General features: G+C 74.2%; 14 protein-coding genes. 8 read left to right on the top strand and 6 right to left on the bottom strand.

What is annotated here, in order from left to right:
- The first annotated feature begins 24 nt into the window (after positions 1-24).
- The 5 genes from ACIBQZ_RS03660 (at position 25) to ACIBQZ_RS03640 (ending at position 4,619) form a co-directional block, all read left to right on the top strand.
- The gene (locus ACIBQZ_RS03660; RefSeq protein WP_396086884.1) at positions 25-693 is read left to right on the top strand and encodes a response regulator transcription factor; all 669 of its coding nucleotides are present in this window, start codon (positions 25-27) and stop codon (positions 691-693) included.
- A gap of 42 nt (positions 694-735) precedes the next feature.
- Positions 736-2,055, top strand: coding sequence for an ATP-binding protein (locus ACIBQZ_RS03655; RefSeq protein ID WP_396087353.1), 1,320 nt, complete (start codon positions 736-738; stop codon positions 2,053-2,055).
- 45 nt (positions 2,056-2,100) lie between these two features.
- The gene (locus ACIBQZ_RS03650) at positions 2,101-3,240 is read left to right on the top strand and encodes a winged helix DNA-binding domain-containing protein (protein ID WP_396086883.1); all 1,140 of its coding nucleotides are present in this window, start codon (positions 2,101-2,103) and stop codon (positions 3,238-3,240) included.
- 84 nt (positions 3,241-3,324) lie between these two features.
- On the top strand, positions 3,325-4,047 hold the full coding sequence (locus tag ACIBQZ_RS03645; protein WP_396086882.1) for a YcnI family protein: 723 nt from the start codon (positions 3,325-3,327) through the stop codon (positions 4,045-4,047).
- Complete coding sequence (locus ACIBQZ_RS03640; RefSeq protein ID WP_396086881.1) at positions 4,044-4,619, top strand: sigma-70 family RNA polymerase sigma factor; 576 nt, start codon at positions 4,044-4,046, stop codon at positions 4,617-4,619. Before ACIBQZ_RS03645 ends, ACIBQZ_RS03640 begins: the two co-directional genes overlap by 4 nt.
- A gap of 13 nt (positions 4,620-4,632) precedes the next feature.
- On the opposite strand, the gene ACIBQZ_RS03635 is transcribed toward ACIBQZ_RS03640, so the two are convergent.
- A complete protein-coding gene (locus tag ACIBQZ_RS03635) occupies positions 4,633-4,974 on the bottom strand; it encodes a VOC family protein (RefSeq protein WP_396086880.1) in 342 nt (113 codons plus the stop codon).
- On the bottom strand, positions 4,971-5,330 hold the full coding sequence (locus ACIBQZ_RS03630; protein WP_396086879.1) for an ArsR/SmtB family transcription factor: 360 nt from the start codon (positions 5,328-5,330) through the stop codon (positions 4,971-4,973). The genes ACIBQZ_RS03635 and ACIBQZ_RS03630 overlap by 4 nt, the downstream gene beginning before the upstream one ends.
- 83 nt (positions 5,331-5,413) lie before the next feature.
- Between ACIBQZ_RS03630 and ACIBQZ_RS03625 the strand changes: the two genes are divergently transcribed.
- The gene (locus ACIBQZ_RS03625; RefSeq protein WP_396086878.1) at positions 5,414-6,145 is read left to right on the top strand and encodes a hypothetical protein; all 732 of its coding nucleotides are present in this window, start codon (positions 5,414-5,416) and stop codon (positions 6,143-6,145) included.
- Positions 6,146-6,151: 6 nt separating this feature from the next.
- On the opposite strand, the gene ACIBQZ_RS03620 is transcribed toward ACIBQZ_RS03625, so the two are convergent.
- Positions 6,152-6,421 (bottom strand): DUF2277 domain-containing protein, encoded by a 270-nt coding sequence (locus tag ACIBQZ_RS03620; protein WP_396086877.1) that lies wholly within the window; start codon positions 6,419-6,421, stop codon positions 6,152-6,154.
- A gap of 64 nt (positions 6,422-6,485) precedes the next feature.
- Between ACIBQZ_RS03620 and ACIBQZ_RS03615 the strand changes: the two genes are divergently transcribed.
- The gene (locus ACIBQZ_RS03615; RefSeq protein ID WP_396086876.1) at positions 6,486-8,108 is read left to right on the top strand and encodes an ArnT family glycosyltransferase; all 1,623 of its coding nucleotides are present in this window, start codon (positions 6,486-6,488) and stop codon (positions 8,106-8,108) included.
- Positions 8,109-8,117: 9 nt separating this feature from the next.
- Here the strand turns inward: ACIBQZ_RS03615 and ACIBQZ_RS03610 are convergent, their stop codons facing one another.
- On the bottom strand, positions 8,118-9,278 hold the full coding sequence (locus ACIBQZ_RS03610; protein WP_396086875.1) for a branched-chain amino acid ABC transporter substrate-binding protein: 1,161 nt from the start codon (positions 9,276-9,278) through the stop codon (positions 8,118-8,120).
- A gap of 137 nt (positions 9,279-9,415) precedes the next feature.
- Between ACIBQZ_RS03610 and ACIBQZ_RS03605 the strand changes: the two genes are divergently transcribed.
- On the top strand, positions 9,416-11,359 hold the full coding sequence (locus ACIBQZ_RS03605; protein WP_396086874.1) for a putative bifunctional diguanylate cyclase/phosphodiesterase: 1,944 nt from the start codon (positions 9,416-9,418) through the stop codon (positions 11,357-11,359).
- Between the two features lie 109 nt (positions 11,360-11,468).
- Here the strand turns inward: ACIBQZ_RS03605 and ACIBQZ_RS03600 are convergent, their stop codons facing one another.
- Positions 11,469-13,583, bottom strand: coding sequence for a catalase (locus tag ACIBQZ_RS03600; protein WP_396086873.1), 2,115 nt, complete (start codon positions 13,581-13,583; stop codon positions 11,469-11,471).
- An 84-nt stretch (positions 13,584-13,667) separates the two neighbouring features.
- Positions 13,668-14,387: an alpha/beta fold hydrolase gene (locus ACIBQZ_RS03595; protein ID WP_396086872.1), complete on the bottom strand. Its 720-nt coding sequence runs from the start codon at positions 14,385-14,387 to the stop codon at positions 13,668-13,670.
- Between the last annotated feature and the right edge of the window lie 645 nt (positions 14,388-15,032).

The following is a 15,032-nucleotide window of genomic DNA, read 5'->3' as shown; positions in this document are numbered from 1 at the left end:
CCCCGCACATGCCAAGGTAGTGGAGTGCGGTTGCTGGTGGTGGAGGACGAGGCGCGGCTCGCGGCTGCCCTGCAGCGGGGCCTGCAGGCCGAGGGGTTCGCGGTGGACGTGACCGGCGACGGTCAGGACGGGCTGGAGATGGCCCGGCACGGCGACTACGACGCGATGATCCTCGACGTCATGCTGCCCCGGCTGTCCGGCTACCGGGTGGTGCGCCAGCTGCGGGCCGAGGAGCACTGGCTGCCGGTGCTGATGCTCTCGGCCAAGGACGGCGAGTACGACCAGGCCGACGGCCTGGACTGCGGCGCCGACGACTATCTGACCAAACCCTTCTCGTACGTGGTGCTGCTGGCCCGGTTGCGCGCGCTGCTGCGGCGGGGCACCCCGGAACGCCCGGCGGTGCTGCGCCACGGCGATCTGGAACTCGACCCGGCGCAGCGCAAGGTCACCGTGGCCGGCGCCGAGGTGGCGCTGACCGCGCGCGAGTTCGCCCTGCTGGAATACCTGCTGCGCCGTCCGGGCGAGGTCGTCTCCAAGACCGAGCTGCTCGACCACGTCTGGGACGCCGCGCTGGAGACCGCCGCGAACGCGGTCGAGGTCTACGTCGGCTACCTGCGCCGCAAGATCGGCCGGGACCGGCTGGAGACGGTCCGCGGCGCCGGTTACCGGCTGGCCGCCGTCGACGGGTCCTGAGCGGTGGCCTGGCTGCGCCGGCTGAGCCTGCGGGCGCGGCTGCTGCTCGTGTCGGTGGTGGTGCTCTTCGTCGGGCTGGCCGGCGGCGGCGTGGTGCTGGTGGCGACGATGAACTACGCGCTGCTGCGCACCGCCAACAGCGAGGCGCTGCTGACCGCCGACGAGGTCGCCAAGCTGGTGAACGCGGGCACGCTGAGCGATCCGCTGCCGGCCGCGCCGACCGTACGGGTGCAGGTCGTCGACGCCCGGGAGCGGGTGCGCGCAGTGTCCGCCGGGGCCGACCGGCTCGTGCCGATCCTCTACCCGGACGAGCTGGACGCGCTCGGCGACCGGCAGGGCCAGTTCATCCCGGGCAACCGGATCGGCTTCGAGGGCCGGGTCCGGGTGGTCGCGGTGGCGGCCGGGCCGGCGAGCGACCCGGTGCGGGTGCTGGTGGCGCGCCCGACCGCCGACCTGACCCAGAGCGTGCGGCTGCTGCGCACCACGCTGCTGATCACGTTCCCGCCGCTGGTGGCGCTGCTGGCGCTGGTGGCCTGGCGGGTGATGGGCGCGACGCTGCGCCCGGTCGAGGCGCTGCGGGCGGGCGCGGAGGAGATCACCGGCGGGACCCGCTCCGACCGGCTGCCGGTGCCGGACTCGCGCGACGAGATCCACCGGCTCGCGGTGACGCTGAACGGCATGCTGCACCGCCTCGACGCGGCCCGGGGACGCCAGCGCGCCTTCGTCGCGGACGCCGCGCACGAGCTGCGCAGCCCGCTGACCAACATGCGCACCGAGCTGGAGGTGGCGCAGCGGCTGCCGGACACCACCGACTGGCCGGCGCTCGCCGACGACCTGCTCACCGACGTGGACCGGCTCAGCCGCCTGGTCGACGACCTGCTGCTGCTGGCCCGGGCCGACGACGGCAGCACCCGGGCGCTGACCCGGCAGGCCGAGACCGTGGAGCTGGGCCAGCTGCTCGGCGAGATCGCGGCCCGCTACCCGGCCGTGCAGTACGAGCGGCCCGCGGTGCCGGTGCGCACCCGGGGTGACCGCGACGCGCTCGGCCGGGTGGTGGCGAACCTGCTGGACAACGCCGTCCGGCATGCGGCCTCGGCGGTGCGGCTCACGGTGGCGGCGGACGGCGCGTACCGGATGATCTCGGTCGCGGACGACGGGCCGGGCATCCCGGCGGCGGACCGCGAGCGGGTGTTCGACCGGTTCACCCGGCTCGACGACGCCCGGGCCCGCGACGCCGGCGGCTCGGGGCTGGGCCTGGCGATCGTCCGCGAGCTGGTCCGCCGGCACGGCGGCACGGTGCTGCTGCGCGGCACCACGCCGCCACCCGGCCTGCGCGTGGACGTCCGCCTGCCGGGCGCCTGACCCGGTGGCTCGCCGTGCCGCCACCGCACGGGTGAGGATGCCGGGATGAGGATAAGCGCCCGGGCACTCAACCGGTCCACACTGGCCCGTCAGCTGCTGCTGGCCCGGGAGCGGCTGCCGGTCCCGGAGGCGGTACGCCGCGTCGTGGCCCTGCAGGCGCAGCACGCGGCCTCGCCGTACGTGGCGCTGACCAACCGGATCGAGGACTTCGATCCCGTGGCGCTCGACGAGGCGTTCACCGGCCGGGCCGTGCTCAAGGCGACGCTGATGCGGGTCACCCTGCACGCCGTGCACGCCGGTGATTTCGCGGCGTTCCGGACGGCCGTGCAGCCGTCGGTGCGGGCGGCCCGGCTGCACCCGCGGTTCGTGGCGAACGTGCTCCCCGCCGCGGACGCCGACACCGTGGTCCCGGAGCTGCTGCTGTTCGCCGGGCAGCCGCGTACCGGGGTGGAGATGGACGGCTGGCTGCGGGACCGGCTCGGCGCCCTGCCCGAGCCGGGTGCGTGGCCGGCGCTGCGGGCGTACGCGCCGCTGCTGCACGCCCCGACCGGCGCGCCGTGGATGTTCGGCACCCGGCCGTCGTACGTCGCCTCGGGGTTGCCGGCCGTCGGCGTGGATCCGGCGGCCGCGGCGGCGGCGTTGCGGACGCTGGCCCTGCGGTACCTGGCGGGCTTCGGCCCGGCGTCGGTGGCGGACCTGGCCCAGTTCGCCTTCGTGCCCCGGTCCCGGGCGCGCGCGGCGCTGGCCGGCCTCGCCGACGGCCTGGCGCAGTTCGAGGGCCCGGACGGCGCGGTGCTGTACGACGTCCCGGGCGGCCCGCTCCCCGCCGAGGACGTCCCGGCCCCGCCCCGGCTGATGGCGATGTGGGACAGCATCCTGCTGGCGTACGCCGACCGCTCGCGGGTGCTGCCGCCGGAGTACCGCAGGCTGGTGATCCAGGCCAACGGCGACGTGCTGCCGACGCTGCTGGTCGACGGTCACGTGGCCGGCGTGTGGCGCCCGGTCGAGGACGGCATCGAGGCCAGGGCGTTCCACCGGTTGCCGGAGGAGGCCTGGGCGGGCCTGGCCGCGGAGGCCCGGACCATGACCGCGCTGGTCGCCGCCCGGGAGCCGCGGGTCTACCGCCGCTACGACCGCTGGTGGCGGCCCCTGCCGGCCGCCGAGAGCCGGGTGCTGCCGGGGTAGCGGAGATCGCCGGAACTTTTCCGGCGCGGGCACCGACCAATGACCGTGCCCGGCGCCCCGGCCGGGTCCGACGGAAGGTTCCCGATGTCCCTGTTGAAGCGTTCGGCCGCGGTGGCCGGGACGGTCGCCGCGCTCACCCTCGCCCTCGCGGTGCCCGCGTCCGCGCACGTCACGGTGAACCCGAACACTGCGGTGCAGGGTGGCTACGCCAAGGTCACGTTCCGCGTGCCGAACGAGAGCGACACCGACAGCACCACCAAGGTCGAGGTCAACCTGCCGGCCGACACACCGTTCGCCTCGGTGTCGCTCAAGCCGGTCGCCGGCTGGACCGCGGCGCCGGTGAAGTCGAAGCTGGCGAAGCCGATCGAGGCGCACGGCACCCAGCTCACCGAGGCGGTCACCAAGATCACCTGGACGGCCGCCGGGGACGCCGCGATCAAGCCGGGTCAGTTCCAGGAGTTCGACGTGTCGCTCGGCCCGCTGCCCGAGGTGCCGCAGGTGGTGTTCAAGGCGCTGCAGACGTACTCGGACGGCACGGTGGTGCGGTGGATCGACGAGCCGGCCACCGACGGCACCGAGCCGGAGAAGCCCGCCCCCGTGCTCAAGCTCACGCCGGCCGCCGCGGTCGCCGATGCCCCGGCCGCCGCCACCAGCAGCGGCGGGCCCTCGGTCACCGCCTCCGGTGCGGCCGAGCCGGACGGCAACGGGACCTGGGCCGGCCTGGTCGGCATCGGGCTGGGGCTCGCCGCGCTGGTGCTCGGCCTGCTCGCGTACCGGCGCTCGGGTCAGCCCACCGCCGCGCGGTGACCGATGAGCAGGTGACGGGTTGGGCGCTCGCCGCCGGCCGGGGCGACCCGGCCGCGGCGGCGGCGTTCGTCCGCGCCACCCAGCGGCAGCTGCGCCGGTTCCTGCACCACCTCGCCGGCCCCGCCGACCTCGACGACCTGACCCAGGAGACCTACCTGCGGGCGCTGCGCAGCCTGCCCGGTTTCGCCGGCCGGTCCAGCGCCCGCACCTGGCTCTACACCATCGCCCGGCGGGTCGCGGTGGACCACGTCCGGGCGGCGGTGGCCCGGCCGCGGCTGGCCCGGGTCGACGACTGGCAGGGCGCCGCCGACGCGGCGACCCTGGCGGACCGGCCGCGCTTCGAGGACGACCTGGCCCTGCGTGACCTGCTGGGCGGGCTGAGCGACGAGCGGCGGGAGGCCTTCGTGGCCACCCAGCTGCTGGGCCTGTCGTATGCGGAGGCGGCCGAGGTCTGCGACTGTCCGGTGGGGACGATCCGGTCCCGGGTGGCCCGGGCCCGCGAGGACCTGGTGTCCGCGCTGGCCGCCGGCGGTGTCCCGCGCCGCGGCCGCGCGCCGGGGGTGGCCGGCTGACCCGGCGGCGGGCTCAGAACGGCGCGCCGCCGTAGTCGATCTTGTTGCCGTCGGGGTCGCGGTAGCTGACCTTGCGGACGCCGTTGCCGTAGGTCTCCCGGTCGGCGGGTTCCAGCCCGCGCCCGGCGATCCCGGCGACGACCGTCTCGAGGTCGTCGACGAACAGGGTGTGCCGGGCGTGGCCGGCGTGCTCGGGCCGCTGCTCGATGAAGACCGCGCGGTGGTCGGCGAGGTCCCACACCGCCTCGGTGTCGTTCGGCAGGAACGTCGGCGGCGCGCCGAACAGCTTCTCGTACCAGGCCGTGGCGGCGGCGAGGTCGGTGACGGCGACCCCCGCGAACAGGTACAGGCTCATCCGTCGCTCCGATCGTCGTCGCGGGCGGCCAGCCGCCGCTGCCGTTTGCCGCGGGCCAGCTCGGTGGCCAGCGCGTCCAGGTGCGGCGTCCAGAACCGGCGGAACCGGTTCAGCCAGGCGTCGGCCTCGCGCAGGGCGGTGTCGTCGACCGCGTAGAGCCGGCGCGCGCCGTCCGGCCGTACGCTGGCGAAGCCGTTGTCCCGCAACACCTTGAGGTGCTGGGAGACGGCCGGCTGGGAGATGCCGAACTCGGCCCGGATGACCTCGGTGACGGCGCCGGAGGGCTGCTCGCCGTCGGCCAGCAGCTCCAGGATGCGGCGGCGGACCGGGTCGCCGAGGACATCAAAGGCGTGCACCCCCGCATTTTGTCAGCTGAGACTTATATAAGACAACTCTTAACCAACGGCGCGGGCCGGCGGCCGGCTGGCATGCTGCTGACATGCGGCTCTGCCTCGTGCCGGCGGCGCTGGTGCTGCTGGCGGGCTGTGGCGGCGGGGCGCCGGCCGCCGCACCGACCGTCCTGCCCCGGCCGTCGTTCGGCGCCTGGGCCACCCCCGGCTACCCGTCCGCGCCGGCCTCCGCCCCACCGGCGTCCTCCCGGCCGGCCCCGGCCCGGTCCTCGTCCGCATCCGCCGCGGTCAGCGGGGGGTGGGAGGTCACGGTCTACTACACCGCGGTGCAGCGCTTCCACCACGGCACGCCGGAGCGCGTGACGGGCTGCCGCGGCCTCGACTGCGCGTACGGCGATGCCGACCTGGGGGAGTATCCCGCCGACTTCGTCGCGGCGGTCCGGGACGAGGGCACCGGGCGTACCTCCGACGGCCGCTACCTGAACTGGTCCTACGACGTCGGCTACTGGCTGGACACCGCGGCCCGGGACACCGCCGGCGCGCCGCTGCGCCCGTTCGTGTCGGCCGCCGCGGACCCCGGGGTGCTGCCGCGCGGCACCGCATTCCGGATCGCCGGCTGCGGGAAGGTCGACGGCGCCGCCCCGCCCGCCGCCGTCTGCGCGGCGCTGCGCCGGGCTCACTGGCGCGTGACCGACGAGTTCACCCCCGGCCTCGGCGGCAGCAAGCACGTCGACGTCTACATCGGCGAGGAGACCGGGCCGGGCTTCACCGGCTCGGCCTGGTACCTCACGCTCACCGGCGCGTCGCTGCGGCGTGGCTGAGCGCGGTCAGGAGGCGTACCGCTTGGCCGCGCGTTCGCGGGCCCGGGCGGCCTCGATCTCGCGGTCCTTCGGCGGCGCGGTGGTGACCAGCTCGGCGAGGAGCTCCTCGGTCGCGGCCGCGACGGCGGCCACGGCCCGGTCGAACGCGGCCTGGTTGCGCTGCGACGGGTTGGTCGACCCGGCGACCTTGCGCACGTACTGCAGGGCGGCGGCGCGGACCTCGTCGGGCGTGGCCGGCGGCTCGAAGTTGTGCAGCTGGCGAATGTTTCGGCACATACCGAAAGCGTAGTCAGTGCCCTCGCCGCGGCAACCCGCCCGGCGGCCCGGATAGGTTTTCCGGGTGACCGTGGACCTCGACGAGCCGCCAACCACCGCCCCGGCCCGCCCCCGGGCCCGCCGCAGGTGGCTGTTCGCCCTGCTCATCGTGGTGCTGCTCGGGCAGATGGCGGCGGCCATGGTGGTCACCGCGGTGCAGCAGACCCCGACCATCGACGAGCCGGTGTACGTCGGCGCCGCGGTCACCTACGTCCAGCAGCACAGCCTGCGGTACAACCCGGAGCACCCGCCGCTGGGCAAGCTGATCATGGCGGCCGGGCTGGTGTTCGCGCAGCCGGAGCTCGACCCGGCGTACCGCGGCAACCAGACCGCGCTGGGCCGGCACGTGCTGTACCGGGCCGGCAACGACCCGTACGAGCTGATGTTCGCGGCCCGGCTCCCGATGATCATCCTGACGCTGCTGTTCGGGCTGGTCGTGTTCGCGTTCGCCCGCGATCTCGCCGGCCCGACCGGCGGGCTGCTGGCGCTGGCCCTGTACGCCTTCTCACCCGACGTGATCGCGCACGGCTCGCTGGCGACGCTCGACGTGCCGGCGGCGGGTTTCCTGCTCACCGCCGTCTGGCTGCTCTGGCGCGCCCGGGGTCGCCCGCTGCTCTACCTCCCGCTGGCCGGGGTGGCGCTCGGCGCGGCGCTGGCCACCCGGATGAGCGTGCTGCCCGCAGTGCCGGTGCTGGTGCTGCTGGCCTTCCTGGCGGTGAAACGGCTGCGCGGGGTGGCGGCCGCGGCCGGGTTCGCCGCCATCGCGGTCGCCGTGGTCTGGGTGGTTTACCTCGTCGTCGACCCCACCCTGCGGTTCCTCACCCCGACCGGCATGCCGGTGGTCGAGGGGCTGCGCGGGCTGGTGGTCGACCTGATGCCGTTCCCCGAGCCGTACCGGGACGGGATGCGGATCCAGTTCGGCTTCGAGGAGTTCGAGCGCAGCGGCTTCCTGTTCGGCCGCCGGTACGAGGGCTCGCTCTGGTACTACCTGCCCGCGGCGATGCTGGTGAAGACGCCGCTGGGCCTGCTGGTGCTGTGGGCGGCGGGCGCGGCGGCCATGCTGACGGTGCCCCGGCTGCGGATCGCGGCCCTGTACCTGCTGCTGCCGTCCGCGGTGCTGTTCGCCGTGGCGATGACCGGCGCCCGCGACTTCGGCACCCGGTACGCGATCTTCCTGCCGCTCTTCCTGGCCGTCGGCGCGGCGGCGGTGCCGGCGCTGCGGTGGCGCTGGGCCCACCTCACCGCGGCGGCGCTGGCGCTGTTCGTGGCGGTCAGCTCGGTGCGCACGTTCCCGTACTACCTGCCGTACTCCAACGAGGCGTTCGGCGGGCCGTCGCAGACCCACCTGCGGCTGCACGACTCGAACGTCGACTGGGGCCAGGACCTGGGCCGGCTCGCCGACCGGCTGCGCGAACGGTACCCCGGCCAGCCGGTCTGGCTGGTGTACAAGGGCGCCGGCCTGCCCGCCGAGTACGGCATCACGGCTGCGAACCCGCTCAAGGTGCCGCCGGGCGACGTGCACGGGCTGCTCGTGGTCTCCGACAGTGCGGTCGCCAAGGCCACCGGCCGGCTGAAGACCCTGCTGAGCACCAGCGGCGAGCCGGTCGACGAGGTCGGCCACTCGATCAGCATCTACCGCCGCCCCTGAAGCCGAGCCTCAGCCGGCCGTGGGATCCAGCCGGAACTTGCCGTTGTCCGCCCGCAGCAGCAGGAACTTCGGGGTGTTGCGGGTGCCGTCGGTGTTGAAGCTCAGCGGGCCGCTCATCGCTTGCAGCTTCGTCGTGGCGATCGCCTTGCGGACCGCCTCCCGGTCGGTGCTGCCGGCCCGCTTGATCGCGTCGAGCGCGACGTTCACCGCGTCGTACGCCTCGACCGTCGACGGGCCCGGCGCCGTGCCGAACGCCGCCTGGTAGCGCTGCGACCAGTCCGCCAGCTCGGGCAGGAACTCCGGGAAGATCAGGGCGGTGCCGTACACCTCGCGTGACTGCGCCGCGGTCAGGCCGGCCAGCAGGGGGCCGTCGGTCGCGCCGTCCCCGACGACGATCCGGCCGGTGAAGCCCGCGTCGCGCAGGTCCTTGATGAGCTGGTTGGCCTCGGCGTAGTAGCCGGTGAAGTAGACGACGTCGGTCCGGTCGGCCAGCACCGAACGGGCGATCCGGGCGTAGCTCTTCGCACCCTGGCTCAGCTCGAACTCGCCGGTCACCGCCAGGTCGCCGGTGCGCCGGGCGGCGGCCGCCGCCGACTCGGCCAGCGTGACCGGGAAGCTGGTGCCGTCGTGCACCACCGCGAGCCGGGCGCCGCCGACCCGCTTCATCCAGGCCACCGCGAAGTCCGCCTCCGCGATGACCGTGCCGCAGATCAGGAAGACGCTGTCGTACCTGGGCGCGAGCAGGTCGGTCGAGGTGGACTGCGCCACGATCATCGGCACCCCGGCGGACCGGAAGATCTTCAGGGTGGGCACGGTGGCGCTGCTGCAGTAGCCGCCGACCGAGGCCACCACGTCCTTGCCGACCAGCGTCCGGGCGGCGGTCACCGCGGTGCCGGGGTCGCAGGCGTCGTCCTTGACGATCAGCTCGACCTGCCGGCCCAGCACGCCGCCGGCCGCGTTGGCCTCGCGGACCGCCAGCTGGGCGGCGTTGACCATGGCCTCGCCGGAGGGGCTGCTGCGGCCGGTGAGGGGGACGAGCGTGCCGAGCCGGATCGTGCCGGCGGACGCCGCGGGCGGGCTCGCGGACGTCTGCCCGCTCCCGCCGCAGCCGGCCAGGGCGGCCAGCACGACCGCCACGACGACGCCGGAAAGCAGCTGTCGGCTGCGCATGCGACCACACCCCGTCCCTGTCCTCATGGATCCCATCGGTACCGGGCGCGGGCACCTGAGCCCGTTCGCCTTCACCGGCGCGCCACGCTGCCGAATAGAGCGCCGTGATCAGGCGCATCCGGGGACGCAGTGTCGCGATGACGGCTGCCCTCGCGGCGGTGCTGCTCGCGCTCGCCGGGTACGTCATCCAGGGCACCGTGCACACCACCCGGGCCACCGAGCAGCAGAGCCACGCGCTGGTCGTGGACTCGCTGTTCTCCGAGGCGCGGATCGCGATCGCGATGCAGGAGGTGAACCTGCGGCACTACCAGGTCGAACCCTCCGTCGCCGTGCGGCAGCGCTTCGACCAGGTCGCGCGCACCGCGAACGACACCCTGGCGCAGATCGCCACCGACGACTCCGGGCAGGCCCGGGCCGACGCGCTGCGGTTGCGCGACGAGCAGGCCGCGTACCAGGTCCTCGCGGAGCGGTTGCTCGCGATGATCGCGGACAGCGACCCCGGGCACGCCCAGCTCGACCGGCTGGAGGTGACGCCGGCCTTCTACACGCTGCAGGACGACGTGGACGTGGTGTCCCGGGCTTACCACGACGCCGCGCAGGCGCAGGTCGCCGCGCTGCGCCGGACCCAGTTGCGGCTGCTCGTCGGCACCTCGGTCGGCTTCGGCGTCGGGCTGACCCTGGTCGGCATGATCCTGCGCCTGGTGCTGAGCTACCAGCGCCGGCTGGTCGACCAGGCCGCGGCGAGCCGGCACCTGGCCCTGCACGACCCGCTCACTGGCCTGCCCAACCGCACCCTGTTCGGCCAGCGGCTGCTCAGCGCCCTCGGCGGCCTGCCCGCCACCGGCGAGCATCAGGTGGCGCTGATGGTCATCGACCTCAACGGCTTCAAGGCCGTCAACGACACCCTCGGCCACCACGCCGGCGACCTGGTGCTGCTCGAGTCCGGCCGGCGGCTGGCCGACGGTGTCGGCGCCGGCGGCGTGGTGGCCCGGCTCGGCGGCGACGAGTTCGCCGTACTGCTGCCGCACGTCGCCGGGGTGACGGCCGCGACCGAGCTGGCCGACCGGCTGGTCGCGGCCCTGCGCCGGGACTTCCTGCTGGACGAGGGCCAGGCGGCGATCAGCGGCAGCCTCGGCATCGCGCTGGGCCCGCTGCACGGCGCCGGCGACGAGCTGTTCCGGCACGCCGACGCGGCGATGTACCGGGCCAAGGGCAACGGCGGCGGGGTCGCCGTCTACGACGCCGCCCAGGACGCCGAGACCCCCGACCGGATGCAGCTCTTCGCCGACCTGCGGGCGCTGCTCGACAGCGGCGACCCGGGCGGTCAGCTCCAGCTCTACTACCAGCCCCAGGTACGCCTCAGCGACGGCGTGGTCACCTCCGCCGAGGCGCTGGTCCGCTGGGCGCACCCCAGCCGCGGGCTGCTGATGCCGGGCACGTTCCTGCCGGTCGCGGAGAGCCGGGGGCTGGAGATCCGGCTGACCGACCACCTGCTGAGCCTGGCGGTCCGGCAGGCGGCCGACTGGTGGCGGGCGGGGGAGCCGTACCGGGTGGCGGTGAACGTGTCGCCGGGCTGCCTGATCGACGCCGGTTTTGTCGCCCGGTCGCTGAGCACGGTCACCGACGCCGGGCTGCCGCCGCAGCTGCTCTGCCTGGAACTGACCGAGACCAGCATCATGGCCGACCCGGAACGCGCGGTCCGCGCGCTGCACGAGATCCGCGAGCACGGCGTCAGCGTGTCCGTCGACGACTTCGGCACCGGGTTCAGCTCGCTGGCCCAGCTGCGCCGGGTGCCGGCCGACGAGCTGAAGATCGACCGTACGTTCGTCCGCGACCTGAGCCCCGGCACCCCGGACGCGGTGATGGTGCGCAGCGCGATCGACCTCGGCCACAACCTGGGGCTGTCGGTGGTGGCCGAGGGCGTCGAGGACGTGGCGGCGCTGCTGCGGCTGCGCGAGATGGACTGCGAGTACGCCCAGGGCTTCGTGCTGAGCCACCCGGTGCCCGCCGACCGGTTCCCGCAGGCCTGCCGGGACGCCGAACGGGTGGTCGCCACGGCGGCCGACGCGCTCCGGGCCTGAGCCGGGCCCGGCCCCGGAACTGCCACCGCGCTGAGCCGCGGCCCGGCGCAGGGGCAGCCCGGTGTGGCTGCGCGCTGAGCCGGGGCCCGGCGCAGGGCAGCCCGGGTCGCTACGCGGTGGGCGACGCCGCGGCCATGACCAGCGGCGCGCGGTCCCAGACCCGGTGCAGGCCGAGCGCGGTGCTCAGCTGCTTGCGGTACGCCGAGGTCATCCCGTCGGCGAGCAGGACGCCCGGCGCGTCCGTGGCGATGCCGGCGGTGCGCAGCGCCTGGACGCCGTCACCCCAGGCGCCGAGCGGCTTGGCGTGCCGGAACGCCTCCTGCAGCAGCACGGTCAGCTTGACGTCGGCCAGGTCACGGGCGCCGCCGGCGATCAGCAGCGCGTCGTACTCGACCGACCGGGTGGTCAGCAGGGTCCGCTCGATGATCTCCTTGCGCGCGCCCTTGACCAGCTCGCCGCCGTGCGACGCGATGACCCGCAGGACCGCGCCCTGGGCCGCCAGCGCCTCGCGCAGCTTGCCGATGCCGGCCAGGTCCGCCTTCGGCCCGGCGACCACCCCGACGACACGCCCGGCGATCGGCCCCGGCACGCCGGTGACCTGCGACAGCGCGGGAGACGGTACGACGTCGGTGGCCGGCGCGCCGATCGGGGCCGGCAGCCCGAGACCCTCGGCGACGGCGGCGCACAGGCCGGCGTCCACGTTCGCCAGCACCCCGAGCATGCGTTCGCGGATCTGCTGCTCGTACACCTTGCCCAGCTCGAAGGTGAAGGCCTCGATGACGTGCACCCGCTCGACCTCGCGCAGGCTGGCGTAGAACATCGCCGGCTGGCTGAAGTGGTCGCCGAAGGAGACCGGGTTGGCCCGTACCTTCGCACCTTCGACCGGGCGCGGCACGTGCACGAAGCCGCCCTCCGGCTCGCTCGCCGGCGCCGGGCCTTCGGCCCCGGCCAGGCTGTTGGGCAGGTAGGGCGCGATGCCGCGGTGCACGGCGGTCTGGTGCATGCCGTCGCGCAGGTTGTCGTTGACCGGCGCGTGCGGCCGGTTGATCGGCAGCTGCGGGAAGTTCGGCCCGCCGAGCCGGGTCAGCTGGGTGTCCAGGTACGAGAACAGCCGCGCCTGCATCAGCGGGTCGTTGGTGACCTCGATGCCGGGCACCAGGTGGCCGGTGTGGAAGGCGACCTGCTCGGTCTCGGCGTGGTAGTTGTCCGGGTTGCGGTTGAGCGTCAGCAGGCCGATCGGCTGCACCGGCGCCAGCTCCTCCGGGACGATCTTCGTGGGGTCGAGCAGGTCGATGCCCTCGAAGGTCTCCTCGGCGCTGTCCGGCATCACCTGGACGCCCAGCTCGTACTCGAGGAAGGCACCCGCGTCGATGGCGTCGGCCATGTCCCGGCGGTGGAAGTCCGGGTCGACTCCGGCGGCGATCTGCGCCTCCTCCCAGACCAATGAGTGCACACCGGCGACCGGCTTCCAGTGGAACTTCACCAGATGCGTGCCGCCGTCCGCGTCGACCAGGCGGAAGGTGTGCACCCCGAAACCCTCCATGGTCCGGTACGAGCGCGGGATGCCGCGGTCGGACATGTTCCAGAAGACGTGGTGGGTGGCCTCGGTGTGCAGCGAGACGAAGTCCCAGAAGGTGTCGTGCGCCGACTGCGCCTGCGGGATCTCCCGGTCCGGGTGCGGCTTGCCGGCGTGGATGACGTCCGGGAACTTGATGCCGTCCTGGATGAAGAACACCGGGATGTTGTTGCCGACCAGGTCGACGTTGCCCTGGTCGGTGTAGAACTTCACGGCGAAGCCACGGGTGTCGCGGACCGTGTCGGCGGAGCCCCGCGAGCCCAGGACGGTCGAGAAGCGCACGAAGACCGGGGTCTCCTTGCCCGCCTCGGCCAGGAACCCGGCCTTGGTCACCGACTTGGCACTGCCGTACGCCCGGAAGACCCCGTGCGCGGCGGCGCCGCGCGCGTGCACGACCCGCTCGGGGATACGCTCGTGGTCGAAGTGGGTGATCTTCTCCCGCAGGTGGAAGTCCTCGAGCAGCGACGGCCCGCGCGGCCCGGCCTTGAGCGAGTGATCGGTGTCGCTGAGCCGCAGCCCCTGCGCGGTCGTGAGGAACTCGCCGCTCTGCAGGCCCTGCTCCGGCGCCAGCGCCCCGGCCAGCGGGGTGGTCGACGCCGGCTCCATGGCGGCCGGGCCGGGCACTGACTTACGGGGGCGTTTTGCCATTACGGAGTCCTCGTCTCAAACGGGCGATGCTGCGTGACCCGTGCGGGATGCCCGGCGACCAACGCCCGAAACACGGACAATGATCTAATTCGGCGTCGCGACCCGGGCAGTGAAGGCAATGGCCTGCCGGGCCACCACTGCTCCGGCGGTGGTGATCGCGTTGTGCGCGGCGGCCGGCACCACACCGCAAGCGGCGTCCGCGGTCAGCCCCGCGGCCTGCCGGATCCACCGCGTCGGCGCGATCGGATCCCGCTGGCCCCGCAGGAACAGCACGGGCGCCCGCACCGACGGCAACCGCTGGTCGATCCGATGCCGCACCGACAACCGCAGGGTGGCCAGCACCCGGCGCACCCCGGCATCCCGCACATCGCCGGCGACGATCCGCGCCTGCCGAGGATCCTCCCAGACCAGATCGGCCACCCACCGCAAAGCCTGCGCGGCGGCGCTCGGCGCGGCCGGATCAACGGTCGGCCCGACCAGCACAAGGGCGGAAACCAGATCCGGCCGCCGAACAGCCAGCTCCACGGCGACCTGACAACCGAAAGAATTGGCCAGCACCCGAGCGCCGGCGATCCCTTCGGCGTCCAGCCACGAGGCGACGGCCGCACAATGCCGCCCGACGTCGTACGCCCGGGACGGCTTACCGGACAACCCGAAACCGGGCAGATCCGGCACAAGGACCGGCCCGTCATGGAGGGCGGCAGCGGTCGGCATGAGATACCGATGCGAAACAGCAAGCCCGTGCAGCAGAACCCAAGGCCAGCCGGCCCCGGCATGATCCCGGGAACGAACGTGCAGCCGCAACCCGTCGACGATGACCCAGCGGCTGACAAACCCCTGCGCGGGCTGCGGGCCGGCGTGGGCGAGGCGGCGTTGGGAAGGACTCATCCGTGCGATGCGTGGTATCACCGGCCGGACATACCCGCGAGCAGGCCGGCGAACCGCTCAGCTGGGGGTGGGGCGGTTCGATCGCTGCCTGTCCGATCGGGCGGGGTTGGTCTGTCGAGGTGGGAGGAAGGATCGGCCCGGGTCTCGCCGGCGGTCCGGGTTCGTCCATCGGTTCGGGTTTCGGTTGGGTTGGTGGCCAGATCGGCTCGGGTCTGGGTCCGGGGCTGCCCATCGGTTCGGACCTTGCGGGCGATCCGGGGCCGAGGTCCGGTCGGTGTGTGGGGGCGCTTCGGGTTGTTGCGCCGGTGCCGGTGGGACGGGGAGTTGTTGTGCCAGTTCGGCCGGTTGCCTTGCCGGTTGCCTCGCCCGCCCGCCTCGCCCGGCTGCCTCCCCAGCCCGCCTGCCTGTCTCGCCCGGCTGCCTCCCCAGCCCGCCTGCCTGTCTCGCCCGGCTGCCTCCCCAGCGCGCCTGCCTGTCTCGCCCGGCTGCCTCCCCAGCGCGCCTGCCTGTCTCGCCCGGCTGCCTCCCCAGCGCGCCTGCCTGTCTCGCCCGGCTGCCTCC

This window comes from Actinoplanes sp. NPDC049599 (genome assembly GCF_044465625.1).
In the GTDB taxonomy this organism is placed as follows: Bacteria; Actinomycetota; Actinomycetes; order Mycobacteriales; family Micromonosporaceae; genus Actinoplanes.
This window is presented reverse-complemented; position numbering and strand designations above follow the sequence as displayed.

Excerpts from the sequence above, each read along its gene's own strand:
- ACIBQZ_RS03600 (WP_396086873.1), bottom strand. The coding sequence starts at position 13,583 with ATGGCAAAACGCCCCCGTAAGTCAGTGCCCGGCCCGGCCGCCATGGAG.
- ACIBQZ_RS03625 (WP_396086878.1), top strand. The coding sequence starts at position 5,414 with ATGCGGCTCTGCCTCGTGCCGGCGGCGCTGGTGCTGCTGGCGGGCTGT.
- ACIBQZ_RS03650 (WP_396086883.1), top strand. The coding sequence starts at position 2,101 with ATGAGGATAAGCGCCCGGGCACTCAACCGGTCCACACTGGCCCGTCAG.
- ACIBQZ_RS03645 (WP_396086882.1), top strand. The coding sequence starts at position 3,325 with ATGTCCCTGTTGAAGCGTTCGGCCGCGGTGGCCGGGACGGTCGCCGCG.
- ACIBQZ_RS03635 (WP_396086880.1), bottom strand. The coding sequence starts at position 4,974 with ATGAGCCTGTACCTGTTCGCGGGGGTCGCCGTCACCGACCTCGCCGCC.
- ACIBQZ_RS03605 (WP_396086874.1), top strand. The coding sequence starts at position 9,416 with ATGACGGCTGCCCTCGCGGCGGTGCTGCTCGCGCTCGCCGGGTACGTC.
- ACIBQZ_RS03610 (WP_396086875.1), bottom strand. The coding sequence starts at position 9,278 with ATGCGCAGCCGACAGCTGCTTTCCGGCGTCGTCGTGGCGGTCGTGCTG.
- ACIBQZ_RS03620 (WP_396086877.1), bottom strand. The coding sequence starts at position 6,421 with ATGTGCCGAAACATTCGCCAGCTGCACAACTTCGAGCCGCCGGCCACG.